Annotated in this window: 27 protein-coding genes; 26 read left to right on the forward strand and 1 reads right to left on the reverse strand. The window is 41.6% G+C overall.

The window, feature by feature from the left end; translation table 11 throughout:
- Nucleotides 1-35 precede the first annotated feature (35 nt).
- The gene (locus C6Y02_RS08470) at nucleotides 36-167 is read right to left on the reverse strand and encodes a YpzI family protein (RefSeq protein ID WP_066030721.1); all 132 of its coding nucleotides are present in this window, start codon (nucleotides 165-167) and stop codon (nucleotides 36-38) included.
- Between the two features lie 120 nt (nucleotides 168-287).
- On the opposite strand from C6Y02_RS08470, the gene C6Y02_RS08475 reads away from it, so the two are divergent.
- The 26 genes from C6Y02_RS08475 (at nucleotide 288) to hisC (ending at nucleotide 23,126) form a co-directional block, all read left to right on the forward strand.
- Nucleotides 288-890: a YphA family membrane protein gene (locus tag C6Y02_RS08475; protein WP_223249886.1), complete on the forward strand. Its 603-nt coding sequence runs from the start codon at nucleotides 288-290 to the stop codon at nucleotides 888-890.
- Complete coding sequence (locus C6Y02_RS08480; RefSeq protein ID WP_034661083.1) at nucleotides 887-1,771, forward strand: YIEGIA family protein; 885 nt, start codon at nucleotides 887-889, stop codon at nucleotides 1,769-1,771. The genes C6Y02_RS08475 and C6Y02_RS08480 overlap by 4 nt, the downstream gene beginning before the upstream one ends.
- Before the next feature lie 6 nt (nucleotides 1,772-1,777).
- Nucleotides 1,778-1,972, forward strand: coding sequence for a capping complex subunit for YIEGIA (locus C6Y02_RS08485; RefSeq protein ID WP_003215794.1), 195 nt, complete (start codon nucleotides 1,778-1,780; stop codon nucleotides 1,970-1,972).
- A gap of 159 nt (nucleotides 1,973-2,131) precedes the next feature.
- The gene (gene der / locus C6Y02_RS08490) at nucleotides 2,132-3,442 is read left to right on the forward strand and encodes a ribosome biogenesis GTPase Der (protein WP_034661082.1); all 1,311 of its coding nucleotides are present in this window, start codon (nucleotides 2,132-2,134) and stop codon (nucleotides 3,440-3,442) included.
- 14 nt (nucleotides 3,443-3,456) lie between these two features.
- Nucleotides 3,457-4,494 (forward strand): NAD(P)H-dependent glycerol-3-phosphate dehydrogenase, encoded by a 1,038-nt coding sequence (locus C6Y02_RS08495; protein WP_106031054.1) that lies wholly within the window; start codon nucleotides 3,457-3,459, stop codon nucleotides 4,492-4,494.
- Nucleotides 4,495-4,760: 266 nt separating this feature from the next.
- Nucleotides 4,761-4,964 carry a DUF2768 domain-containing protein gene (locus tag C6Y02_RS08500; protein WP_034318888.1) on the forward strand — a complete coding sequence of 68 codons (204 nt, stop codon included), beginning with the start codon at nucleotides 4,761-4,763 and terminating at the stop codon, nucleotides 4,962-4,964.
- Between the two features lie 18 nt (nucleotides 4,965-4,982).
- Nucleotides 4,983-5,708 carry a hypothetical protein gene (locus C6Y02_RS08505; protein WP_106031055.1) on the forward strand — a complete coding sequence of 242 codons (726 nt, stop codon included), beginning with the start codon at nucleotides 4,983-4,985 and terminating at the stop codon, nucleotides 5,706-5,708.
- A gap of 205 nt (nucleotides 5,709-5,913) precedes the next feature.
- Nucleotides 5,914-7,392, forward strand: a complete 1,479-nt coding sequence (gene spoIVA, locus C6Y02_RS08510) for a stage IV sporulation protein A (protein WP_008344534.1) — start codon at nucleotides 5,914-5,916, stop codon at nucleotides 7,390-7,392.
- Between the two features lie 374 nt (nucleotides 7,393-7,766).
- A complete protein-coding gene (gene hbs / locus C6Y02_RS08520) occupies nucleotides 7,767-8,045 on the forward strand; it encodes a non-specific DNA-binding protein Hbs (protein ID WP_003215863.1) in 279 nt (92 codons plus the stop codon).
- 190 nt (nucleotides 8,046-8,235) lie between these two features.
- Nucleotides 8,236-8,805, forward strand: a complete 570-nt coding sequence (folE, locus tag C6Y02_RS08525) for a GTP cyclohydrolase I FolE (protein ID WP_034661079.1) — start codon at nucleotides 8,236-8,238, stop codon at nucleotides 8,803-8,805.
- 24 nt (nucleotides 8,806-8,829) lie between these two features.
- Entirely contained in the window at nucleotides 8,830-9,060 is a 231-nt protein-coding gene (gene mtrB, locus C6Y02_RS08530) for a trp RNA-binding attenuation protein MtrB (RefSeq protein ID WP_008344541.1), read from the forward strand.
- A gap of 114 nt (nucleotides 9,061-9,174) precedes the next feature.
- Nucleotides 9,175-9,942: a heptaprenyl diphosphate synthase component 1 gene (locus C6Y02_RS08535; protein WP_060596747.1), complete on the forward strand. Its 768-nt coding sequence runs from the start codon at nucleotides 9,175-9,177 to the stop codon at nucleotides 9,940-9,942.
- A gap of 3 nt (nucleotides 9,943-9,945) precedes the next feature.
- Nucleotides 9,946-10,650, forward strand: a complete 705-nt coding sequence (locus tag C6Y02_RS08540) for a demethylmenaquinone methyltransferase (protein ID WP_066030724.1) — start codon at nucleotides 9,946-9,948, stop codon at nucleotides 10,648-10,650.
- Between the two features lie 24 nt (nucleotides 10,651-10,674).
- The gene (gene hepT, locus C6Y02_RS08545) at nucleotides 10,675-11,637 is read left to right on the forward strand and encodes a heptaprenyl diphosphate synthase component II (RefSeq protein WP_034661075.1); all 963 of its coding nucleotides are present in this window, start codon (nucleotides 10,675-10,677) and stop codon (nucleotides 11,635-11,637) included.
- 129 nt (nucleotides 11,638-11,766) lie between these two features.
- Entirely contained in the window at nucleotides 11,767-12,213 is a 447-nt protein-coding gene (ndk, locus tag C6Y02_RS08550) for a nucleoside-diphosphate kinase (RefSeq protein ID WP_034661072.1), read from the forward strand.
- Nucleotides 12,214-12,358: 145 nt separating this feature from the next.
- Nucleotides 12,359-13,138 carry a CheR family methyltransferase gene (locus C6Y02_RS08555; RefSeq protein ID WP_066030725.1) on the forward strand — a complete coding sequence of 260 codons (780 nt, stop codon included), beginning with the start codon at nucleotides 12,359-12,361 and terminating at the stop codon, nucleotides 13,136-13,138.
- A 73-nt stretch (nucleotides 13,139-13,211) separates the two neighbouring features.
- Complete coding sequence (gene aroC / locus C6Y02_RS08560) at nucleotides 13,212-14,384, forward strand: chorismate synthase (RefSeq protein ID WP_060596745.1); 1,173 nt, start codon at nucleotides 13,212-13,214, stop codon at nucleotides 14,382-14,384.
- Entirely contained in the window at nucleotides 14,384-15,475 is a 1,092-nt protein-coding gene (gene aroB / locus C6Y02_RS08565; RefSeq protein ID WP_060596744.1) for a 3-dehydroquinate synthase, read from the forward strand. The genes aroC and aroB overlap by 1 nt, the downstream gene beginning before the upstream one ends.
- Nucleotides 15,472-15,855 (forward strand): chorismate mutase, encoded by a 384-nt coding sequence (gene aroH, locus C6Y02_RS08570; protein WP_034661065.1) that lies wholly within the window; start codon nucleotides 15,472-15,474, stop codon nucleotides 15,853-15,855. The genes aroB and aroH overlap by 4 nt, the downstream gene beginning before the upstream one ends.
- Before the next feature lie 231 nt (nucleotides 15,856-16,086).
- Nucleotides 16,087-17,634: an anthranilate synthase component I gene (gene trpE / locus C6Y02_RS08575; protein WP_106031056.1), complete on the forward strand. Its 1,548-nt coding sequence runs from the start codon at nucleotides 16,087-16,089 to the stop codon at nucleotides 17,632-17,634.
- On the forward strand, nucleotides 17,606-18,628 hold the full coding sequence (gene trpD / locus C6Y02_RS08580; RefSeq protein WP_060596742.1) for an anthranilate phosphoribosyltransferase: 1,023 nt from the start codon (nucleotides 17,606-17,608) through the stop codon (nucleotides 18,626-18,628). The genes trpE and trpD overlap by 29 nt, the downstream gene beginning before the upstream one ends.
- Entirely contained in the window at nucleotides 18,621-19,373 is a 753-nt protein-coding gene (trpC, locus tag C6Y02_RS08585; protein ID WP_106031057.1) for an indole-3-glycerol phosphate synthase TrpC, read from the forward strand. The genes trpD and trpC overlap by 8 nt, the downstream gene beginning before the upstream one ends.
- Before the next feature lie 5 nt (nucleotides 19,374-19,378).
- On the forward strand, nucleotides 19,379-20,038 hold the full coding sequence (locus C6Y02_RS08590; RefSeq protein ID WP_081311402.1) for a phosphoribosylanthranilate isomerase: 660 nt from the start codon (nucleotides 19,379-19,381) through the stop codon (nucleotides 20,036-20,038).
- Nucleotides 20,019-21,218, forward strand: a complete 1,200-nt coding sequence (gene trpB, locus C6Y02_RS08595) for a tryptophan synthase subunit beta (protein ID WP_066030729.1) — start codon at nucleotides 20,019-20,021, stop codon at nucleotides 21,216-21,218. The genes C6Y02_RS08590 and trpB overlap by 20 nt, the downstream gene beginning before the upstream one ends.
- On the forward strand, nucleotides 21,215-22,018 hold the full coding sequence (trpA, locus tag C6Y02_RS08600) for a tryptophan synthase subunit alpha (protein WP_060596738.1): 804 nt from the start codon (nucleotides 21,215-21,217) through the stop codon (nucleotides 22,016-22,018). The genes trpB and trpA overlap by 4 nt, the downstream gene beginning before the upstream one ends.
- Nucleotides 22,019-22,028: 10 nt before the next feature.
- A complete protein-coding gene (gene hisC / locus C6Y02_RS08605; protein ID WP_034661979.1) occupies nucleotides 22,029-23,126 on the forward strand; it encodes a histidinol-phosphate transaminase in 1,098 nt (365 codons plus the stop codon).
- The last annotated feature ends 76 nt before the right edge of the window (nucleotides 23,127-23,202 follow it).

The following is a 23,202-nucleotide window of genomic DNA, read 5'->3' on the forward strand; positions in this document are numbered from 1 at the left end:
AACATCTAAGGCATGTGGTCATCACATGCCTTTTTTTATTGATTTCTTCTTCGTGCGCTATCTGGACCTTCTAATGCTGTTGCCCCTTTATGATGAATGGATTGATCACGGTCAGATTCCACTCTTTTTGATGCCTTTAAGCGTTTTTCCTGTCTATCTTTTCCCATCATGCATCCCTCCTCAATTATTAGGGTGTCACCTCTTGTTTATTTCATACAATGTTCAAAGTGATCCCTTACGTTTAAAAATTGGGGATTTTCCCATAATGTAATTGAGGTGATGAGACGTTGGAGGCTTTGTACTATTATTGGTCCATATGGTTCGTTTGGATTATGGTGACATTTATTATGGAAAAAAGCTCATGGCGCAGTATGCTAGGCGTTTGTGTCCTCGTCCATATTATATGTAGTCATTTCATGGTATCCATGTTTGATATGAGCCTCAATGCGGGGTACTTGATGACCTTTTTATATGCATGTGCAGGTTTCGTTATATTCCGGTCTGGCCATCAAATGATGAGAATCATGCAATTAGGCTCTATGGTGAGCGCATATGCCTTTTTTATGATTTTTGCATTATATGACCCGGTTTGGTTCACGCTAATAAAAGTGGATTGGGTCGTATTTGCCTTGCTGATCTTGATGTCTTTGACATATGGACATCATTTCACAGAACGAGTCACCCTATGGATGATGTCTGTATGTCTTGGCGAAGCCCTTTATGCGCTGACGATTCACCGCCTGACATCATCGATTGTCATAGGAGATCTCTCTTTTCTGTCCCTTGTTGTTCAAGGGTCCATCTTCCTATTAGGTGTCGATCAGCTTGAAAAGCTCTTGAACGCCCGTTCATCAAGAAAACCAGTAAAAGGGGCTGCAAAATCAACATGACGGATTATACGTTTCCTGTGATTATTGGTGTCATCTTTGGGATGGCGGCCAGACTTTATATGTTAAGAACAGATTACCGGCAATACCCCACGTATATTCATGGACAAGTGATTCATATTGCGCTTGGTTTTATCGCTTCAGGACTTGGTGCGATCATTATGCCTGCACTCATTCAGGAGGAATTTACGGCGATTACCTTTCTCACGCTGGCGGCCACACAATTCCGAGACGTCCGCAATATGGAAAGAAATACGTTAACTCAAATGGATTCATATGAGCTAGTCTCAAGAGGCAGTACATATATAGAAGGCATTGCCATTGCCTTTGAAAGCCGGAATTATATTGCGATTCTCACGGCACTGATTACGACCACAGCCTGTATTTTCTTCTCGCTCGTTATTGGGACAGTGGTCGGTATTCTTTGTTTTTTCTTGGCAAAGCTATTAATGTCTGGCAGCCAATTAAAGGATATTGTCAATATACAAAAAGGAGAGCTTCGCTTTGATGGGGCAGGGCTTTATGTGAATGATATTTACATCATGAATATCGGACTGCCCGAAAAGCAAAAGCTCATTTTAGAGCATGGGATGGGCTTTATTTTGACGCCGAAAAATTTCAACTCAGCCACAACGATTGCCAATCTTGGGCAGCGGCAAGCCATTTTATTTGATTTATCCAACGTACTTGGTGTGTATCGCGACTCTGGTGAACCATCGCTCTGTCCGCTCGCAAAACGTGATCTAAATAACGGCACACTTGGCGTGTTCATTTTACCGCAATGGTATCGTGAAGATTTGGCTGTCCGTGTATTGGAAGAAGTGCCTATTTTAGAAAATGCCATCAGAATGCCGACAGAGTTCATAAAAAAGAAAGTGAGGTAATAGAGCATGGCGAACACCATTGAACAATTTATACTCGCTGTGGCTACAACAAATAAAGAGCGGGTCATGGGCGGAACAGCCGTTTTTTTCTGTGAAAATAAAGAAGAACTCGACATGTACGCCATGAATTTAGAGGCCATTTTAGATGGAATTGCACACGGAATTGGAGAAGATCTTTACTTGATTGTCAAACATTTTTAAGTTATTCATTGTGGTCTGATTAAAAATTGATATAATATATAAGTTGAACCCTTCATGTTTGAAGGGTTTATTTCATAAAACTGAATGAAAATTTTAAATCCCGGTTGAAACATGATGATGAACATATTGAATCGCGGCTGGATTGAAAGGAAGGGTACTATGGGTAAACCTGTCGTAGCCATTGTTGGAAGGCCCAACGTTGGAAAATCTACAATTTTTAATCGAATCGCAGGCGAAAGAATATCGATTGTAGAAGACACACCTGGTGTAACAAGAGATCGAATCTATAGCTCTGCTGAATGGTTAAATTATGACTTTAACTTAATAGATACTGGTGGAATTGATATTGGAGATGAGCCATTTTTAGCGCAAATTCGCCATCAGGCAGAAATCGCAATGGATGAAGCGGATGTCATTATCTTTATGGTGAATGGCCGAGATGGTGTCACATCTGCGGACGAAGAAGTCGCAAAAATTTTATATCGCACGAAAAAGCCAGTTGTACTTGCTGTCAATAAACTGGACAACCCTGAAATGAGAAGTGACGTGTATGACTTTTATGCACTAGGGTTTGGCGAACCGTATCCGATTTCTGGAACGCACGGATTAGGTCTAGGTGATCTGCTTGATGCTGTCGCAGAACACTTCAAAAATTTACCGGATACACAGTATGCGGAAGAAGTTGTTCAGTTCTGCTTAATCGGCCGCCCGAATGTAGGGAAATCTTCTTTAGTGAATGCAATGCTTGGAGAAGACCGGGTCATTGTGAGCAACATCGCTGGTACAACAAGAGATGCTGTGGATACGATGTTTACGTACAATCAGCGTGACTTTGTCATTGTCGATACAGCAGGTATGAGGAAAAAAGGAAAAGTATATGAAACAACAGAGAAATACAGTGTGCTTCGTGCATTAAAAGCCATTGATCGTTCTGATGTTGTCGCTGTTGTTCTAGACGGTGAAGAAGGCATTATTGAGCAGGATAAACGTATTGCAGGCTATGCACACGAAGCTGGTAAAGCTGTTGTGATCGTTGTGAACAAATGGGACGCTGTTGAAAAAGATGAGCGTACAATGAAGGAATTTGAGCAAAACATTCGCGAGCATTTTCAATTCCTGGATTATGCACCTGTCTTGTTTATGTCTGCTCTCACGAAAAAGAGAATTCATACGTTAATGCCATCCATTATTACAGCTAGTGAAAATCATGCGATGCGCGTTCAAACGAATATTTTGAACGATATCATCATGGATGCAGTGGCAATGAATCCAACACCGACTCATAATGGACAGCGTCTGAAAATTTACTATGCGACACAGGTGGCTATTAAGCCTCCGTCCTTTGTGGTGTTTGTAAATGATCCAGAGCTTATGCACTTTTCTTATGAACGTTTCCTAGAAAACCGCATTCGAGATGCGTTTGGTTTTGAAGGAACACCGATTAAAATATTTGCGAGAGCGAGAAAATAAAAAGGGTGAGCAGAATGAAGAAAATTTCAGTACTTGGAGCAGGCAGCTGGGGAACAGCTCTTGCGCTTGTATTAGCTGATAATCATCATGATGTACACATGTGGGGACATAGACAAGAGCTTATTGATCAAATCAATGAGAAACATGAAAATCATGATTACTTGCCAAATGTCGCACTGCCAGCGTCTATCAAGGCGACGACAGACATGAAGCAGGCGTTAGAGGGGACAGACGCTATTATTGTCGCTGTGCCAACAAAGGCCATTCGTGAAGTATTAAAGCAGGCAAATGAGCTGATCATATCGAAAGTGCCGTTTGTTCATGTAAGTAAAGGGATTGAACCAGATACACTTCTGAGAATATCTCAAATGATTGAACAAGAAGTCCCAGATGAGAAAAGAGAAGCTGTTGTTGTCTTATCAGGGCCGAGCCATGCCGAAGAAGTAGGCTTGCGTCATCCGACAACTGTCACTGTCTCATCAGAAAATATTGAAGCGGCTCAATTTGTTCAAGATTTGTTCATGAACAACAACTTTAGAGTATACACAAACCCTGATGTGATTGGTGTAGAAATTGGCGGAGCACTGAAAAATATCATTGCTCTTGCGGCAGGGATCACAGACGGACTTGGATATGGTGACAATGCGAAAGCGGCGCTCATCACTAGAGGACTCGCTGAAATCGCACGTCTCGGTACAAAAATGGGAGGAAATCCTCTGACATTTGCCGGATTAACAGGCGTGGGAGATTTGATCGTGACATGTACAAGTGTTCATTCGCGTAACTGGCGCTGCGGAAATCTGCTTGGTAAAGGGTATAAGCTTGAAGAAGTGCTTGAAAAAATGGGGATGGTTGTTGAAGGCGTACGTACAACAAAAGGCGCTTATCAGCTCTCCAAAGAATACAAGGTCAGCATGCCGATTACAGAGGCGCTTTACCACGTCTTATTTGAAGGGAAAAAGGTCGACGATGCTGTAGAATCATTGATGGCACGTGTGAAAACACATGAAATGGAAGACCTTGTGAACATGTTTGAAAACCAAACAAAATAAATGGAAGACTGAACTTAGGCATGTAGAGGATGCAAGAAGGGGAAGACTTGCATAACATAGCAATGAAGTTTGAATAGAGCTTTGCCTCTACAGAATGAGGAAAAATAGTCGATTTAATGACTGAAGCAGAGTCCCCCTCTTTGCTTCAGTTTTTTTATGCGCTTTTTTCTGAATGATTGGAAAAATGATTGATATTTACCTTATTTTTGGTTTAGAATGAAATATAAACGCTTACAATTTGTTCGTTTTGAAGGGGGACAGGCACGATGAGTTTTGCTTTAATCAAGATGTGGTTTGCGCTTGGTTCAATGGGGCTCATGTTTTTAGCCGTAGTAACCATTTATTTCAGTCGATTTAAGCTGAAAAGCCGGTTTCTTAAAATAACAGCCTCGACCGTTGCATACAGCTTGATGCTTATATCAGGTATCATTGTGTTTTTAGTTGTATTTAGCGGGCCGGTCAATGAATAAAGAAAAAGGAAGAATGTGATGATCAAAGCAAAAGTCAGTGTCACGTTGTTAGCACTTATTTTACTAACAGGATGTCTGTATCCAGAAAATCGCAAAACTGAAAACCGTGTGCCATATGAAGAACAGCTGCAAAGCGTTCAGACAGCGATTGAGGAATTTCAAAAAGCAACAAATGGCCTTTTGCCGATTGAAACGAAAGAAGCAGACACGCCGGTTTATCAGAAGTACGTCATCGACTTTAAGCGCTTGTCACCAAGATATTTACACGATGTACCGTCTACATCTTTTGAAGGCGGGGGCGAATATATGTATGTCCTCACAGACGTCGAAAAAAAACCAACGGTGAAACTGATTGATGTCAAAATGACGCAAACCATCAGTGAATTACGGCTTAGAATCAAAATATATCAAGATGAACATACATATCCGCCATATGGCAAAGTAGTATCAAGCAATTTATATACGTTAAATGAAAAAAAGCTAGGCTTAAAATCGCCGCCTACGGTCATGAGTCCGGTGACGGGGAATTCCCTCCCGTTACTGATTTCATCAAATGGCGAAATCTATGTGGACTACCGAAGTGATTTTGCTCATATTTTGAAGAATACGAAACAAAAGCTCAAACCAGGTGAAAACATTCAAGATGTCTATTGGCAGGAAACCCCGTTTGTACCCGCGTTTTCTGTCCCATATACCATCAACAAAAAAGGTGAGCCTGACTTTTTAGAAAAAAAGACGTCATAAACAAGAATGAACCTTTTTCCTCTGCATATAAATGAGGAGAAAGGTTTTTTTATGGCTAAACATACTCTCAAAACAAAAAAGGTGTCATATTCAAATAGGACAACGTCATACACATATATTGTCCAGACACCTTTCAAGCACAGTTTGATTGAAGAATAGAGTATTTTATTTGAAAACGAGGATAGCAAGTCCGGGAGGGGATCACTTGGAAAAAGTCGATATTTTCAAGGATATCGCTGAACGAACAGGAGGCGATATATATTTAGGAGTCGTTGGCGCTGTTCGTACAGGGAAATCTACGTTTATTAAAAAGTTTATGGAGCTCGTGGTGCTCCCGAATATCAATAATGAGGCAGATCGTGCAAGAGCACAGGATGAATTGCCGCAAAGTGCAGCAGGAAAAACCATTATGACCACTGAGCCAAAATTTGTACCGAATCAAGCGGCATCGATCCATGTGAGTGACGGTCTTGATGTCAACATCAGGCTTGTTGATTGTGTCGGATACACAGTCCCTGGTGCGCGCGGGTATGAAGATGAAAATGGTCCAAGAATGATCAACACGCCGTGGTATGAAGAGCCAATCCCGTTCCATGAAGCAGCGGAAATTGGCACACGCAAGGTCATTCAAGAGCATTCAACCATCGGTGTTGTGATTACAACAGATGGTTCCATTGGAGAAATCCCAAGACATGATTATATTGAATCTGAAGAACGTGTGATTGATGAGCTCAAAGAGGTTGGAAAGCCGTTTATTATGGTGATCAACTCTGTGAGGCCATATCACCCTGAAACTGAAGCGCTGCGGCAGGAACTCAGCCAAAAATATGATATTCCAGTACTCGCCATGAGTGTAGAAAGTATGAGAGAGCAAGACGTCCTTAGTGTGCTTCGTGAAGCATTATATGAATTCCCAGTCCTAGAGGTGAATGTGAACTTGCCAAGCTGGGTCATGGTGCTGAAAGAAGATCATTGGCTGAGAGAAAGTTATCAGGATTCAGTGAAGGAAACCGTAAAGGATATTAAAAGATTAAGAGATGTTGACCGTGTCGTTGGTCAATTCAGCGAATTTGACTTTATTGAAAGAGCGGGCTTAGCAGGGATTGAAATGGGTCAGGGGATTGCGGAGATTGACCTGTACGCCCCAGATGATCTATATGATCATATTCTAAAAGAAGTGGTTGGTGTGGAAATTAGAGGGAAAGACCATCTTCTAGAGCTCATGCAAGATTTTGCGCATGCGAAGACAGAATATGATCAAGTATCAGACGCATTAAAAATGGTGAAGCAGACGGGATACGGGATTGCGGCCCCGGCCTTGTCAGATATGAGTTTAGATGAGCCAGAAATCATTAGGCAAGGCTCGAGATTCGGCGTGAGATTAAAGGCGGTTGCGCCATCTATTCATATGATTAAGGTAGATGTAGAGAGTGAATTTGCACCGATTATTGGAACAGAGAAACAAAGTGAAGAGCTCGTCCGCTACTTAATGCAAGACTTTGAAGATGATCCGCTTTCGATTTGGAATTCTGATATATTTGGGCGCTCACTCAGCTCCCTTGTCAGAGAAGGTATTCAAGCAAAGCTGTCGCTGATGCCAGAAAATGCAAGATATAAGCTGAAAGAAACGCTTGAAAGAATCATCAACGAAGGATCAGGCGGTTTGATCGCCATTATTCTATAGCATGTGAGACCTCTCATTGACAGGGGTCTTTTTTTGCGTATTGAATGAGTCATAAAAAGACAATTGTATAAAGATTAGTCAGATTCAGGCTGAAATTAGGAATATTCGTTCGTAAAAGTGCCCTTAATCCTTGACGAATAAGGATTCTTCCCTTTAAAATGCTTGATATGGTATTTCATATGTGTTAATCTACTTACAGAAAATCTTCACTTTGTTGGACAAACATTCCTTCAAAGAGTTGTTTTCTAATGAATAGCCATGTATAACGCTTTCTAGACGCTCTTTTTTTCGAAAAAAGTGTATAGAAAGAAGATGAATTGTGAAGAAATGATAACAATCTACTGAATGCATATTTTTGGGAGGAGGTGAAAGGCATGAACAAGACAGAACTTATTAACGCGGTTGCTGAAGCAAGCGAGTTATCTAAAAAAGACGCGACAAAAGCAGTTGATTCTGTTTTTGATACAATTTTAGATGCACTTAAAAATGGTGACAAAATCCAACTTATCGGTTTTGGTAACTTTGAAGTACGTGAGCGTTCAGCTCGTAAAGGACGTAACCCACAAACTGGTGCAGAGATCGAAATCCCTGCAAGCAAAGTACCTGCTTTCAAACCAGGTAAAGCACTTAAAGACGCGGTGGCAGGTAAATAATCGTTATGTGTAATGATCCTATTGCAGGAGTTATACATATACAGTTTCACACTGGTCTAGAAAAGCCCCTTTCATAAGGGGCTTTTCCTTTTGAATCAAAAGGTTCGTTTAGAACGCTCTCCTTTGCTTTTAGGATCTGAAGTGTGCTAGAATCTGATTGAAATGTAATCGCCTTTGGAGGATATAATACATGAGTGAAATAAATAAAGAACTAATCGAACACGCAGTACGCGATATATTAAAAGCCATCGGAGAAGATCCAGATCGTGAAGGACTTCTTGATACCCCAAAACGAGTAGCAAAAATGTATGAAGAAGTGTTCTCGGGATTAAATGAAGATCCAAAAGAACATTTTAAAACCATTTTTGGTGAAGACCACGAAGAACTCGTTCTTGTAAAAGATATTGCTTTCCATTCAATGTGTGAACACCACCTTGTACCTTTTTACGGAAAAGCCCATGTCGCTTATATTCCGCGCGGCGGAAAAGTAACGGGACTTAGCAAACTTGCAAGAGCTGTAGAGGCTGTTGCCAAACGCCCGCAGCTTCAGGAACGCATTACATCAACCATTGCAGATAGTATGGTGGAAACACTCAATCCGCATGGCGTGATGATTGTCGTTGAAGCAGAGCATATGTGTATGACGATGCGCGGAGTGAAAAAGCCAGGTGCTAAAACCGTGACATCAGCAGTACGCGGTACATTTGCAAATGATACGGCGGCAAGAGCAGAAGTGCTTTCCTTTATTAAAAACGACTAATTCAATAGATGGAAGGTGAACAGATTGAGTGAAAATAAAGCATCTGATTTTGTAGTGATTAAAGCCATTGATAATGGTGTAAATGTCATCGGCTTAACTAGAGGCTCTGATACAAGATTTCACCATTCCGAAAAGCTCGATAAAGGTGAAGTCATCATTGCACAATTTACTGAGCATACGTCAGCGATCAAAGTAAGAGGCGATGCTGTCATTCAAACAAGCTTCGGTGAAATTCAAAGCGAAGCAAAGAAATAAGCGCTTGAATGCACTTGATAGCATAAAAGTGAGAGCTGATATGGTATAATAAATCTCTATACAATGTGCAGGGCTACATATGAAACTGTAATTTTTGGGACAAGGGTGATATCTTTGCAAGACATCTACGGAATTTTATCTAATCTAAATATAAAATTAAATAAAAAGCTTTCTCATCCTTATTTGGCGAAGCATTTACGTGCGCCACTCATCGATGAAGATAAGCTCCTTCTTTTTCATGCAATGTTTGATGAAGCTCAAATTGATGCAGAGAAAAAAGAAAATTATATTTTAACGGCGATGCTTGTACAAATTGCCCTTGATACCCATGACGAAGTCACAACTGCTGCAGCCATCAAACAAGACGAATTCAAAAATCGTCAGCTGACCATCCTAGCAGGAGACTATTTCAGCGGTCTCTATTATTCTCTTCTCTCTGACATGAAAGACATCTACATGATTCGCACGCTCGCAACGGCGATCAAAGAGATCAATGAACATAAAATTAGACTGTATGATCGATCCATTCAAGATGCAGCGCACTTTTACAAAAGTGTAGCAACTGTTGAGTCTGCGTTATTCCAAAGGGTTTCTGAGCATTTTCAATTAACGCATTGGAATGAGATTGCAAGTCGTTTCCTTGTTTATAAGCGTTTCATGAAACAAGCAGAAGATGACAAACATTTAAAACTTTTTTTGAACGATAGCTATACGGACGCCTATACATGTTTTGACAACTTTGAGAAGGAAGGCTATGAAAAGGCCAAACGATCGATCAAGGAGCATCTTGTTTCATCTCCGGTCGTTCAAAAAGAGCTATTAAATCGCTTGGATCATATGAAAAATGAACCTGCGTACCATCAGAAAGTGGAAGAAGGGTAAGTCATGCAGCAATCAAAAGAACAGCGAGTACACGGTGTATTTGAAAAAATTTATAAAAATTATGATCAAATGAACTCTGTCATCAGCTTTAAGCAGCATAAAAAGTGGCGCGATAAAACAATGAAACTCATGAATGTTCAAAAAGGAGCCATAGCATTGGATGTATGCTGCGGAACAGCCGATTGGACCATTGCGCTTGCTGATGCTGTAGGCGAAAAAGGCGAAGTCAAAGGCCTTGATTTTAGTAAAAATATGCTGAGTGTTGGAGAAACGAAGGTGAAAACTGGGGGCTATAATCAAATTGAACTGCTTCACGGCAATGCGATGGAGCTTCCTTTTGAGGATAACACATTTGATTATGTCACGATCGGTTTTGGCCTACGAAACGTCCCTGATTACTTAACGGTGCTAAAGGAAATGACAAGAGTCGTGAAGCCTGGTGGAATGGTTGTCTGTCTTGAGACATCACAGCCTGAAATGATTGGGTTTAAACAAGGTTACTATGTCTATTTCAAATACATCATGCCGCTCTTTGGTAAACTGTTTGCCAAAAGCTATCAGGAGTATTCTTGGCTTCAAGAATCAGCCAAAGCGTTCCCTGGCATGAAAGAACTGGCGGCTCTTTTCGAAGAGGCGGGTCTGTCTGATGTCTCGTATCATCCATTTACAGGCGGTGTAGCAGCAACACATATCGGAAAGAAGCTTTGAATAAACGATATTTGGGTGAAAATAATGAAACTAAAAGCAATGATCTCTTTTTTAAATCATGATATCGATATTATTGAAAAAGAGCTTGAACAAACAGTTCGCTCTGATTATGCATTATTAAGTGAAGCAGGTCTTCATTTGCTGCAAGCGGGCGGAAAACGAATCCGCCCCGTTTTTGTTCTCCTTTCAGGCATGTTTGGCGACTATGACATTAATAAAATTAAATATGTTGCCGTTGCTCTTGAGCTGATTCATATGGCATCGCTCGTTCATGATGATGTCATTGATGATGCTGAGCTGAGAAGAGGCAAGCCAACGATTAAGGCAAAATGGGACAATCGAATTGCCATGTACACAGGAGATTATATGTTTGCAAGATCGCTTGAGTATATGACAAAGATCAATCACCCAATGGCGCATGAAATTTTGTCAAAGATGGTCGTCGAGCTCTGTCTTGGTGAAATCGAGCAAGTGAAAGACAAATACAATATGGATCAAAACCTGCGTACATACTTAAGAAGAATCAAACGAAAAACAGCCTTGCTCATTGCAGGCAGCTGCCAGTTAGGTGCGATAGCAGCAGGTACAGATGAGAAAACACATAAAGCCCTTTACTGGTTTGGCTATTATGTCGGTATGTCCTATCAGATCATTGATGATGTGCTTGATTTCACATCAACTGAAGAAGAGCTTGGTAAGCCTGTTGGGGGAGACCTTTTACAAGGAAATGTCACACTCCCGGTCTTATATGCACTGAAGAACCAGGCACTCGAAGGCCAATTAAAGCTGATTAATAGTGAAACAACGGAAATGCAGCTGAAGCCTGTGATTGAACATCTCAAACAAACAGATGCGATCGACCGCTCGATTCGAGTGAGTGAAATGTATTTGAAGAAGGCATTTGAACAGCTGGACAAACTTCCTCGAGGACGAGCAAAAACGTCACTCGCCTCCATTGCCAAATATATTGGAAAACGAAAATTCTAATCAACATGTTGTTGATTGGTTTTTTTGTGAAATTTTTTGTCAAAAATTGATTATTAGAAAAAAAAATGATACGATCACTTTGTAACAATGTAAGCCTATACATACATAACGACGGGGTGGAGAACGTATATGGACAAAACATTTCTTATGGTCAAACCTGATGGTGTGGAAAGACAATTAATCGGTGAAATTGTGTCAAGATTCGAAAAAAAGGGGCTTCAGCTTGTTGGTGCAAAACTAATGAGTATTCCAAAAGAAGTAGCAGAAACACATTACGGAGAGCATAAAGAAAAACCATTTTTCGGGGAATTGGTTGACTTTATTACGTCAGGACCAGTATTTGCAATGGTATGGCAAGGTGAACAGGTAGTAGATGTAACAAGACAGATTATCGGCAAAACAAACCCGAAGGAAGCACTTCCAGGCACAATAAGAGGAGACTATGGATTGACGGTTGGAAAAAACATTATCCATGGCTCAGACTCACCAGAAAGTGCTGAAAGAGAAATCAACTTATTCTTCAAACAAGAAGAACTCACAAGCTGGGATCAAACCATCTCAAGCTGGATTTATTAAGGTTCAAGCCAAGGTGTTCATCAAATGAGCACCTTGGCTTTTTTTATATGAATATTTCTACACGAAATTTCGCATGAGAAGATACAAATTTTCGATAAAAACAGCTATACTAGGACAAAGATAGATGAGACAGGAGAGGACTTTGATGGATCAATATCAAGTATTTGTCGGAAAATGGAAAAAACTAACCGGGGTGGATCTGAATTTATATAAAGAAGCACAAATGAAACGAAGATTAACGTCACTTTATGATAAAAAAGGATATAGAGATTTTGAAGCATTCGCGGCTGCCCTTGAAAAGGATAGAGCACTATTAGATGAGACAATGGATCGAATGACGATCAATGTGTCAGAATTTTACCGAAACTATCAGCGCTGGGAAGTGCTTGACCAAAAAATTCTTCCGCTGCTTTCGAAAAACAGCGGCACCCTAAAAATATGGAGTGCAGCATGTTCGACAGGAGAGGAGCCGTATACACTCTCAATGCTTCTATCAAGCCATCCGCTCGTGAAGGACTTCCAAATTATTGCAACTGATATTGATGATAAAGTTCTGCAATCAGCTCAAAAAGGAAGATATCATGAACGATCATTGCAAGAGGTACCAGATCAAATCAAGCAAAAATATTTCACAAAAGAAGATTCTTCATTTTACACTGTGAAGGATGATGTGCGAAAGCACATTCAATTTAAGAAGCACAACCTTTTAGCAGATCCTTATGAAAAACAGCTTGATCTTATCGTGTGCCGAAATGTCCTCATTTACTTTACAGAAGAGGCAAAAGAAGAGATTTACTTGAAAATGAGCAGCAGTTTAAAACCAAATGGCGTATTATTTGTGGGTTCTACTGAACAAATTTTTCACCCAGAAAAGTTTGGACTGACATCTGCTGATACTTTCTTTTATCAAAAGAAGGGGTTGTAGCTGACTTTTTAGTAGTAAGTGTGTTATCATAGTTTTACTTAAAAGCGTTAATGCGATGAAGGGAGATCAAGTCATGAGATACTTAACAGCAGGTGAATCACATGGTCCACAATTGACCACAATTATTGAAGGCGTTCCAGCGGGACTTTACATAGAGCAGGATGACATCAATTATGAATTGGCTAGAAGACAAAAAGGTCACGGCCGCGGGCGAAGAATGCAGATTGAAAAAGACCAAGCGAAAGTGTTAAGTGGTGTTCGCCACGGGAAAACATTAGGTTCTCCTATTGCACTTGTCGTTGAAAACAACGACTGGAAGCATTGGACAAAGGTGATGGGGGCAGAGCCGATCACAGAAGAAGAAGAGAGTGAAATGAAGCGTCAAATTTCACGCCCTAGACCAGGACATGCGGATTTAAATGGTGCGATTAAATATGGACATCGTGATATGCGAAACGTATTAGAGCGTTCATCAGCCCGCGAGACAACCGTTCGCGTAGCAGCAGGCGCAGTCGCCAAACAAATCTTGGCTCATCTAGGAATCAAGGTAGCTGGCCACGTTCTTGAAATTGGCGGAGTGAAAGCAGCTCATACGACATATAAATCGATTGAAGATTTGCAAAAGGTAACGGAAGAGTCGCCTGTTCGCTGCTACGACAGTGAAGCAGGTCAAAAAATGATGGATGCCATTGATGAAGCGAAGAAAAACGGTGATTCAATTGGCGGAATTGTTGAAGTTATCGTTGAAGGAATGCCGGTTGGAGTCGGAAGCTATGTTCACTATGACCGCAAATTAGACAGCAAGCTTGCAGGTGCTGTTCTGAGTATCAACGCTTTTAAAGGGGTTGAATTCGGTATCGGCTTCGAGGCGGCTTCTAAAAATGGCAGTGAGGTCCATGATGAAATCATCTGGGATGAAGAAAAAGGCTATACGAGAAAAACAAATCGCTTAGGCGGTCTTGAAGGCGGAATGTCAACTGGTATGCCAATTGTCGTAAGAGGGGTCATGAAACCAATCCCAACGCTTTATAAACCGCTTCAAAGCGTTGACATTGAAACAAAAGAACCTTTCTCCGCAAGTATTGAACGTTCTGACAGCTGTGCTGTTCCTGCCGCAAGTGTTGTCGCAGAAGCAGTCGTGGCTTGGGAAATTGCCAATGCTGTTGTTGAGCAGTTTGGTCTTGATCAAATCGACCGCATTAAAGAAAATGTTGAAAAAATGCGCCAGCTTCAGAGGGAATTTTAATGAAAACACTGGAAGTTAAGACGTCTTCAGCCACTTATCCTGTATACATCGGTGATGGGATTAAACGCAATATCGTCGACTTGATGACTTCCACGGGGCATTCCTATACGAAGCTCCTAATCGTTACAGATACAGCTGTTGATGCCATTTACGGTGATGAAATGGTTCGATTACTTAAGCAGAAGTGGTCTGTGCATAAAGTGGTTGTGCCAAGCGGAGAGCAGTCGAAATCTTTTGCTGAGTTTGAGCATATTCATACGAAGGCCATTCAGTTTCAGCTGGATCGCTCCTCGTGCATCATTGCGCTGGGAGGAGGCGTAATTGGGGATTTGGCTGGCTTTGTTGCTGCTAGTTATATGAGAGGCATTGATTTTATTCAAGTGCCGACGACGCTGCTGGCACATGACAGTGCAGTTGGCGGGAAAACAGGGATTAACCACCCGCTCGGTAAAAATTTAATCGGTGCATTTCATCAGCCGAAAGCTGTGATCTATGATACGAGTATGCTTGAGACACTATCTCAAATTGAAATGAGGTCAGGCTTTGCTGAGGTCATCAAACATGCCCTCATTTCAAGTGAAGACTTTTTATCAGAACTGATGTCCATTCGTTCTTTGGCGGAATGTTCAAAGAGCGAGCTGGCACATATGCTGTATCAAGGGATTCAAGTCAAAGCGTCGATTGTTCAAAAAGACGAAAGAGAACAAGGCGTGCGTGCATTTTTGAATTTAGGTCATACACTTGGGCACGCCATTGAAGCAGAGTATGGATACGGCGTTATCACGCACGGAGATGCTATTGCAATCGGCATGCAGTTTGCGCTATATGTGAGCGAAAAGAAGCTGGGACTCAGCCTCAATCGGATGGAACTAAAAAATTGGATGAAAGAACTCGGATTCCCGGTACAAGTCACTCAAAACATATCCACGAAAACATTTGTTGACCGAATGATTGGTGATAAAAAGGCAAGAGGCGGAACCGTTCAATTTGTTTTATTAAAACAGGTTGGAGACGCTGTCTTGCAGTCTTTCACAAAAGATGAGCTGCATCACTGGCTCGAAGAATGGAAACGGGAGGAGGGATGTCTATGATGTTTCGCGGGATACGTGGGGCTACAACTGTGACAGAAGATACAGAAACAGAAGTGTTAAACAAAACGAAACAGCTGCTAGAAGCGATTATTTCAAGAAATCAAGTAGATCCAGAACGTGTCGTGCAGATCTTAATTTCAGCTACACAAGATATTCACTCCGTTTTTCCGGCAAAAGCCCTTCGTCAGTTTGAAGGATGGACGTATGTGCCTGTTACTTGTATGCAGGAGCTGGACATTCAAGGCGGTCTAAAGCATTGCATTCGCGTTTTAATGACGGTCCAAACAGACACAAAGCAGGAAGATGTGCAGCATGTGTACTTGGAAGAAGCTGTGACGCTTCGCCCTGATTTACAGTTGACAAAAAACAAGGAATTATAATACGATATGAACAGCCGAAGTTTACACACAGGTGTAAACGGCATTGCAAGCTTAGAGAAGATGAGAATGAGACTAGGGTAGTTGAGATGAGTAGAGTTGAGCAGAGATACGATACGTCTATTTCATCATACTGCCTAAAAGAGCAACCCTCTTTTAGGCTTATTTCGTATACTCATACAAACCCTCTATATGTCCCCTCATTCTCCTTAATCCCATTTAAGGAGTGTGCTTATGAATTCCCAATCAAACCTGACCCAATTTTTAAGGGACAGCGAGTCCCACAAAACAATCCCGATTGTTGAAACCATTACAGTTGATACGCTCTCACCGATTCAAATTGTCGAAAAACTCAAGCAAGATATTGTGTATCTGCTAGAAAGCAGAGACGAGTCTTCTAGCTGGTCGAGATATTCCTTCATCGGATTACATCCTTTTTTAACCTTACACGATGACCAAAACCAATATATTGCACGTGACGCTGCAGGGCAGGAAGTCATGAAAAAGCAAGAACTGAAAGACTTACTAGACTGGATGAAAGAGCAATACCAAATCAAGACACCAGATGTTGACATCCCATTTACAGGCGGGGCAGTTGGGTACTTAAGTTACGATCTTATTCCAAGTATTGAACCTTCTGTCAGGCCACACCTAAGCGCATCAACGACAGACAATTGTACTCTATTTGTCTGCCAAACGATGATTGCCTTTGATCATGAAACTAATCATGTTCATTTTATCCAATACACCCAGCTGACCGGAAATGAAACAGAAGACGAAAAAATACAAGCTTATAAAGAAAATCAAAAGCGGCTTGAACAGATGATTCACAAGCTCCATACAAAGATTGATATGAAAGAACTGATTTTATCAGGGAATATGAACGAATCACCGTCCTTTGAACATGTGACGTCAACCTATGAAAAAGCGCAATTTTTAAAGGACGTAGAAAAAATCAAAGAATACATTCGAGCAGGTGATATTTTTCAAGGCGTTCTCTCACAGCGCTTTGATATCCCAGTGTCAGTGAGTTCATTTGAATTATACCGCGTGCTTCGCATTGTGAATCCATCTCCATACATGTATTTTATGAAATTAAAAGACCGCGATTTAGTCGGAAGCTCGCCAGAACGATTAATCCATGCCAAAAATGGGCACTTAGAAATTCACCCCATTGCAGGCACAAGAAAACGAGGAACAACAAAAGAAGAGGACGCTGCGCTTGCAAGAGAGCTGTTAGAGGATGAGAAAGAAAAAGCAGAACATTACATGTTAGTAGATCTAGCCAGAAATGATGTCGGCCGCGTAGCAGAATACGGCAGTGTGTCTGTACCGACCTTTACAAAAGTTGTGAACTTTTCACATGTCATGCACATCATCTCCATTGTGACAGGGAAGCTAAAGCAGGATACACACCCAGTCGATGCGCTCATGTCCGCTTTTCCTGCAGGCACATTAACAGGGGCACCGAAAATAAGAGCGATGCAATTATTAAATGAAATGGAGCCTGAGCCAAGGGAAACGTATGGCGGCTGTATTGCCTATATTGGGTTCGACGGCAATATCGACTCTTGTATTACCATTCGCACCATGAGCATCAAAGATCAGACCGCTTCCATACAAGCAGGCGCTGGCATTGTCGCAGATTCTGTTCCAGAAAATGAATGGGAAGAGACTTGTAACAAGGCAGGAGCGCTTCTGAAGGCCATTCAGCTTGCTGAACATATTTTCTCAGAAAAGGAGAGTGTGCAGGATGAATCAGCGACTTTCAGCTCTTGTTAACGGAGGCTTCCTATCAGAAAATGAAGCCCATAGGCTAATGCATGATATGATGAGCGGATCTTTAACAGATGCTGAAGTCGCTGCAAGTCTATCGATTTTAGCGCACAGAGGAGAAACCGCTGAAGAAATGACAGGCTTCGTGAGGGCCATGCGGCAAAAGGCAGCACCAGCGGAAAGATCGCTCGATGTCGTTGACACATGCGGTACAGGAGGCGATGGACTCTCTACATTTAATATATCAACTGCAGCTGCCATTGTGGCTTCCGCCGCTGGTGCTAAAATCGCAAAACACGGAAATCGTTCAGTCTCTTCTAAAAGCGGAAGTGCCGACGTGCTAGAGTGTCTTGGCATTCACATTCAATCCACTCCAGAAGAAACGAGAAGACAAATACAAGACAAAAACATGGGCTTTTTATTTGCACCACTGTACCATTCATCTATGAAACAAGTAGCAGCAGTCCGCAAGCAGCTTGGCTTCCGGACGGTATTTAATCTATTAGGACCGCTTTGCCACCCGATGCAAGCCAAAAAGCAAATCATCGGTGTGTATGCAAAGGAAAAGGCGAAATTAATGGCGGAAGCCCTTGCCCCATTAGAGCCAGAGCATGTCTTGTTTGTATGCGGGGAAGACGGGCTGGATGAATTAACGATTACAGCAAATTCATATGTGATTGAACTCAAAAAAGGTGCCATGACAGAATATACGCTAAACCCAGAAGACTTTGGACTGGAAAAAGGATACTTATCAGATATTCAGGTCCAATCACCGGAAGAGAGCGCAAAATTGATTCAGAATATATTGAATCATCAAACAGAAGGGGCGCCGCTTCATATTACAGCTCTGAATGCCGGAGCGGCTTTATATATCGCAGGCAAGTCTGAAAGCCTCATGGCAGGAACATTAAAAGCATTAGAAACGATAAAAAACGGAGCAGCCAAAGAACAATTGGCTCGTTTAAGACAAAAAACGAAAGAGGAAGAGATCTATGCTTAATCAAATCATTGCACGCAAAAAAGAACATATCCAAACGTTGGAGTTACCTGATGATGGACACTATGAAAGACGATCATTTAAAGAAGCACTGATGAATCCTCACCGTTCGATTGGGCTCATTGCTGAGGTGAAAAAGGCATCTCCTTCCAAAGGAATCATTCAGCCGAATTTTGATCCTCTGCAAACAGCAAAAGCATACGAAAAATCGAATGCTGATTGCTTATCAGTCTTAACAGATGAACCATTTTTTCAAGGGAAGAACGAGTATCTTTCCTTAATTAAAGAACACGTCGGACGTCCAATTTTAAGAAAAGACTTTATCATCGATTCCATACAGGTAGAAGAGTCAAGACGTATCGGTGCAGATGCCATTTTATTAATTGGAGAAGTGCTTGAACCGAAACAGCTGCATGAACTCTATGTTGAAGCGAAGGAAAAAGGACTAGATATTCTTGTCGAAGTTCATGCAGCAGATACACTGGAACAAATCTTAAACCTATTCACCCCTGAAATCATTGGCGTGAATAACCGAAATTTAAAAACATTTAAAACAACAGTTGAGCAAACAAAAGAGATTGCACCACTTGTTCCAAAGGATGTCTTACTAGTAAGTGAAAGCGGTATTCAGACATTTGATGATCTGACCTTTGTTAAAAAACATGGAGCGAGTGCTGTCCTTGTAGGTGAATCATTAATGAGAGAACCCTCACAAGAAAAAGCCGTCCAGACGTTGTTTGGTGAATGATCACGATGAAGCCTTTTTTAAAATATTGCGGAGCGGTCTCACTAGAAGATGTAGAATGCATTGCGCAATCTCAAGCAGATGCGATCGGGTTTATTTTTGCTCCAAGTAAAAGACAAGTCGATCCAGAACAAGTGAAACAATGGCTCACCGAGTCGCAGTGCGAGAAAGAGATTACTGGTGTATTTGTAAATGAAAAAATCCAAAAAGTGTGTGACATCACAAAGCATATTCCTTTAGATATCGTGCAGCTGCATGGAGATGAAACACGAGAGGATGCAAAAGAAATAAAACAACAAACAGGAGCGATTGTGTGGAAAGTCTTTCACCACGAGCCCGATGTAAAAGAAACACTCGATAAAATGACGGCATTTGCGCCGTTTGTCGATGGTTTCCTCATTGATGCGAAAGTAAAAGGAATGAGAGGTGGTTCTGGCACAGCTTTTACATGGGAAGCGGTACCTGTATACATTCAGCAGGCAAAACGACTGGAGAAAACATGCATCATTGCAGGCGGAATAACACCAGAAACGCTGCCAGAGCTGCTTGCCTATGGCCCAAAAGCGATCGATCTTTCAAGCGGCATAGAAGAAAACGGGAAGAAAAGCAGTGCTAAGATCAAAGCGCTCGAAGAAAGGATGTTAAACGATGTACGCATATCCAAATGAGATTGGCAGATATGGAGAATTCGGAGGGAAATTTGTTCCTGAGACGCTCATGCAGCCACTCAAAGAAATCGAACAAGCATTTAAAGAATTAAAAGAAGACCCTGCTTTTGAGCAAGAATATCTTTCCCTTTTGCAAAACTATTCAGGCAGACCGACTGCGCTGACATATGCTGATCAATTATCAGCATACCTCGGCGGCGCAAAAATCTATTTAAAAAGAGAAGATTTAAACCATACAGGCGCTCATAAAATTAACAATGCACTTGGGCAGGCTCTGCTTGCGAAAAAAATGGGGAAATCAAACATCATCGCGGAAACAGGCGCAGGACAGCACGGAGTAGCAGCCGCAACGGTGGCCGCAAAGTTTGGATTATCCTGCACGGTATTTATGGGGAAAGAGGATGTGGAAAGACAATCACTCAATGTATTCCGAATGAAGCTCCTTGGCGCTGAGGTCATACCTGTCACAAGCGGGAACGGCACATTAAAAGATGCAACCAACGAAGCGATTCGTTACTGGGTCCAGCACTGCAGTGATCATTTCTATATGATCGGCTCAGTTGTAGGACCTCACCCGTATCCCCAAATCGTCAGTGAGTTCCAGCGGATGATTGGTGATGAAGCAAAAGAGCAGATAATTAAAAAAGAAGGCAGGCTCCCACATAAAGTCATTGCTTGTGTCGGCGGCGGAAGTAATGCCATTGGAATGTACCGAGCGTTTTTAGATGAAGAGATTGATATTATTGGTGTAGAAGCCGCTGGAAAAGGAATCGATACGCCGCTTCATGCAGCAACCATTACGAAGGGGACAAAAGGGGTCATTCATGGATCTTTGACATATTTAATCCAAGACGAATTTGGCCAGATTATTGAGCCCTATTCCATTTCAGCTGGTTTAGATTATCCTGGGATCGGGCCAGAGCACGCATATTTACATGCGAGCGGCAGGGTTCAATATGTGAGTGCTACAGATCAAGAAGCACTGGATGCGTTAAAGCTGCTGACAGAAAAGGAAGGAATCCTGCCAGCGATTGAATCAGCACACGCTTTAGCCAAGGCGTTTGAGATGAGCAGGACGATGAATGAAGATGAAATCGTCCTTGTCTGCCTGTCAGGAAGAGGAGATAAGGATGTGCATACATTAATGAATGTGTTTGAAAGTGAGGGCAAAACCAAATGATCACATTTCAATTAGAGAAAGGCGAGAAATTATTCATCCCATTTATCACGGCAGGAGATCCGTCAGAAGAAGTCACGATTGATTTAGCTGTGTCCCTTCAAGCAGCCGGTGCACATGCGATTGAACTAGGTGTCCCTTATTCCGACCCGCTAGCGGACGGTCCTGTCATTCAAAGAGCCTCCAAAAGAGCTCTAAATCATGGCATGAATATCGTAAAAGCGATAGAATTAGCAGGGAAGATGAAAAAAAATGGTGTAAAAATTCCTGTAATTCTATTCACGTATTATAATCCTGTGTTACAATTAGACACAGAATACTTTTTCGCTTTACTGCGCAAAAATCATATTTCGGGACTCTTAACACCCGACTTGCCGTTTGAAGAGAGCAGTGAGCTGCAAAAGAACTGTCAAACATATGACATTTCATATATTTCGCTCGTTGCACCAACCAGCAAGGAACGATTAGTAAACATTGTAGAGCAGGCAGAAGGTTTTGTGTATTGTGTTTCATCTCTTGGTGTAACAGGTGTCAGACAAACCTTTGACGAATCGATTACTGATTTTATTCAACAAGTGAAACAGCTGAGTCACATACCGGTTGCGGTCGGTTTTGGCATCTCAACAAGAGAGCAGGTAGACTCAATGAATAAACTGAGTGACGGTGTCGTTGTAGGCAGTGCACTTGTGAAAAAAATTGAAGAACTTCAAGATCAATTGTTAGCAAGTGATACACGTCAAGAAGCTTTAAGAGAATTTGAAACCTATGCAAAAACATTTAGTCCCCTCTATTCATTCAAATGAGGTGAAACTTTTGCAAATCAAAGATCAATTAAAACAACTAAAACCGTATCAACCTGGGAAACCAATTGAAGAGGTCAAAAAAGAATATCAATTAGACAAGATTGTGAAATTGGCTTCAAATGAAAACCCTTTTGGATGTTCCTTACATGCAAGAGAGGCGATACAAGCTGAGCTCGAACATTTAGCGATCTATCCAGATGGATACAGCGCAAGTTTAAGAACGGAGCTTGCTGAGTTTCTTCAAGTAAATGAAAAACAATTAATATTCGGGAATGGCTCAGATGAACTTGTGCAAATTATTGCTAGGGCATTCCTTGACCAACATACAAATACCGTCATCCCAGCTCCATCTTTTCCGCAATACCGTCACAATGCCGTCATTGAGCAGGCAGAGATTCGAGAGGTGCCGCTTTTAGACGGAGGAGCTCACGATCTGAAGGGCATGCTGGATGCGATTGATGAGAACACGAAGGTCGTCTGGGTATGCAACCCGAATAACCCGACGGGAAATCATTTGTCAGAATCTGAGCTTGTGGCGTTTTTAGACCAAGTACCAGCTCATGTGCTTGTTGTACTAGATGAAGCATATGTCGAATACGTTCGTGCGGAAGACTTTCCGAACAGCTTATCTTTATTACACTCCTATCAAAATGTCATCGTACTCCGAACGTTTTCAAAAGCGTATGGACTGGCTGCACTTCGAGTAGGCTATGGCATTGCGTCGGAAGAGTTGATTACTGCGATTGAACCAGCGAGAGAGCCGTTTAATACGAGTCGTATCGCTCAGGCAGCTGCACGTGCAGCGATAAAAGATCAGGATTTCATTCAATCTTGCAGACAGAAAAATGAAGCAGGTCTCAAGCAATATCAAGAATTTGCTGACCGTTTTGGACTTTTTATTTATCCGTCTCAAACAAACTTCGTGCTGATTGATTTTAAGAGAGATGCAGATGAATTATTCAATGCATTATTGAAAAAAGGCTACATTGTTCGTTCTGGTAAAGCACTTGGTTTTCCGACTTCTTTACGTATTACGGTCGGAACAATGGAGCAAAATGCAGAAATTCTAAGTACACTTGCCGATTTAATGCAAGGCATTCGTGCGTAGCATAACCATAAAGTCATATCCTAAGGCAGGATATGGCTTTCATTGTACCAACCTCATATACATATAAGCTGTTGAA

Origin of the sequence: Bacillus sp. NMCC4 (assembly GCF_002998555.1) — a bacterium.
Classification (GTDB): Bacteria; Bacillota; Bacilli; order Bacillales; family Bacillaceae; genus Bacillus.

Bases quoted from the DNA above. Each gene is read 5' to 3' on its own strand.
- C6Y02_RS08470 (WP_066030721.1), bottom strand. From the start codon at position 167: ATGGGAAAAGATAGACAGGAAAAACGCTTAAAGGCATCAAAAAGAGTG.
- C6Y02_RS08480 (WP_034661083.1), top strand. From the start codon at position 887: ATGACGGATTATACGTTTCCTGTGATTATTGGTGTCATCTTTGGGATG.
- C6Y02_RS08485 (WP_003215794.1), top strand. From the start codon at position 1,778: ATGGCGAACACCATTGAACAATTTATACTCGCTGTGGCTACAACAAAT.
- der (WP_034661082.1), top strand. From the start codon at position 2,132: ATGGGTAAACCTGTCGTAGCCATTGTTGGAAGGCCCAACGTTGGAAAA.
- C6Y02_RS08495 (WP_106031054.1), top strand. From the start codon at position 3,457: ATGAAGAAAATTTCAGTACTTGGAGCAGGCAGCTGGGGAACAGCTCTT.
- C6Y02_RS08500 (WP_034318888.1), top strand. From the start codon at position 4,761: ATGAGTTTTGCTTTAATCAAGATGTGGTTTGCGCTTGGTTCAATGGGG.
- C6Y02_RS08505 (WP_106031055.1), top strand. From the start codon at position 4,983: ATGATCAAAGCAAAAGTCAGTGTCACGTTGTTAGCACTTATTTTACTA.
- hbs (WP_003215863.1), top strand. From the start codon at position 7,767: ATGAACAAGACAGAACTTATTAACGCGGTTGCTGAAGCAAGCGAGTTA.
- folE (WP_034661079.1), top strand. From the start codon at position 8,236: ATGAGTGAAATAAATAAAGAACTAATCGAACACGCAGTACGCGATATA.
- C6Y02_RS08540 (WP_066030724.1), top strand. From the start codon at position 9,946: ATGCAGCAATCAAAAGAACAGCGAGTACACGGTGTATTTGAAAAAATT.
- hepT (WP_034661075.1), top strand. From the start codon at position 10,675: ATGAAACTAAAAGCAATGATCTCTTTTTTAAATCATGATATCGATATT.
- ndk (WP_034661072.1), top strand. From the start codon at position 11,767: ATGGACAAAACATTTCTTATGGTCAAACCTGATGGTGTGGAAAGACAA.
- C6Y02_RS08555 (WP_066030725.1), top strand. From the start codon at position 12,359: ATGGATCAATATCAAGTATTTGTCGGAAAATGGAAAAAACTAACCGGG.
- aroC (WP_060596745.1), top strand. From the start codon at position 13,212: ATGAGATACTTAACAGCAGGTGAATCACATGGTCCACAATTGACCACA.
- aroB (WP_060596744.1), top strand. From the start codon at position 14,384: ATGAAAACACTGGAAGTTAAGACGTCTTCAGCCACTTATCCTGTATAC.
- aroH (WP_034661065.1), top strand. From the start codon at position 15,472: ATGATGTTTCGCGGGATACGTGGGGCTACAACTGTGACAGAAGATACA.
- trpE (WP_106031056.1), top strand. From the start codon at position 16,087: ATGAATTCCCAATCAAACCTGACCCAATTTTTAAGGGACAGCGAGTCC.
- trpD (WP_060596742.1), top strand. From the start codon at position 17,606: ATGAATCAGCGACTTTCAGCTCTTGTTAACGGAGGCTTCCTATCAGAA.
- trpC (WP_106031057.1), top strand. From the start codon at position 18,621: ATGCTTAATCAAATCATTGCACGCAAAAAAGAACATATCCAAACGTTG.
- C6Y02_RS08590 (WP_081311402.1), top strand. From the start codon at position 19,379: ATGAAGCCTTTTTTAAAATATTGCGGAGCGGTCTCACTAGAAGATGTA.
- trpB (WP_066030729.1), top strand. From the start codon at position 20,019: ATGTACGCATATCCAAATGAGATTGGCAGATATGGAGAATTCGGAGGG.
- trpA (WP_060596738.1), top strand. From the start codon at position 21,215: ATGATCACATTTCAATTAGAGAAAGGCGAGAAATTATTCATCCCATTT.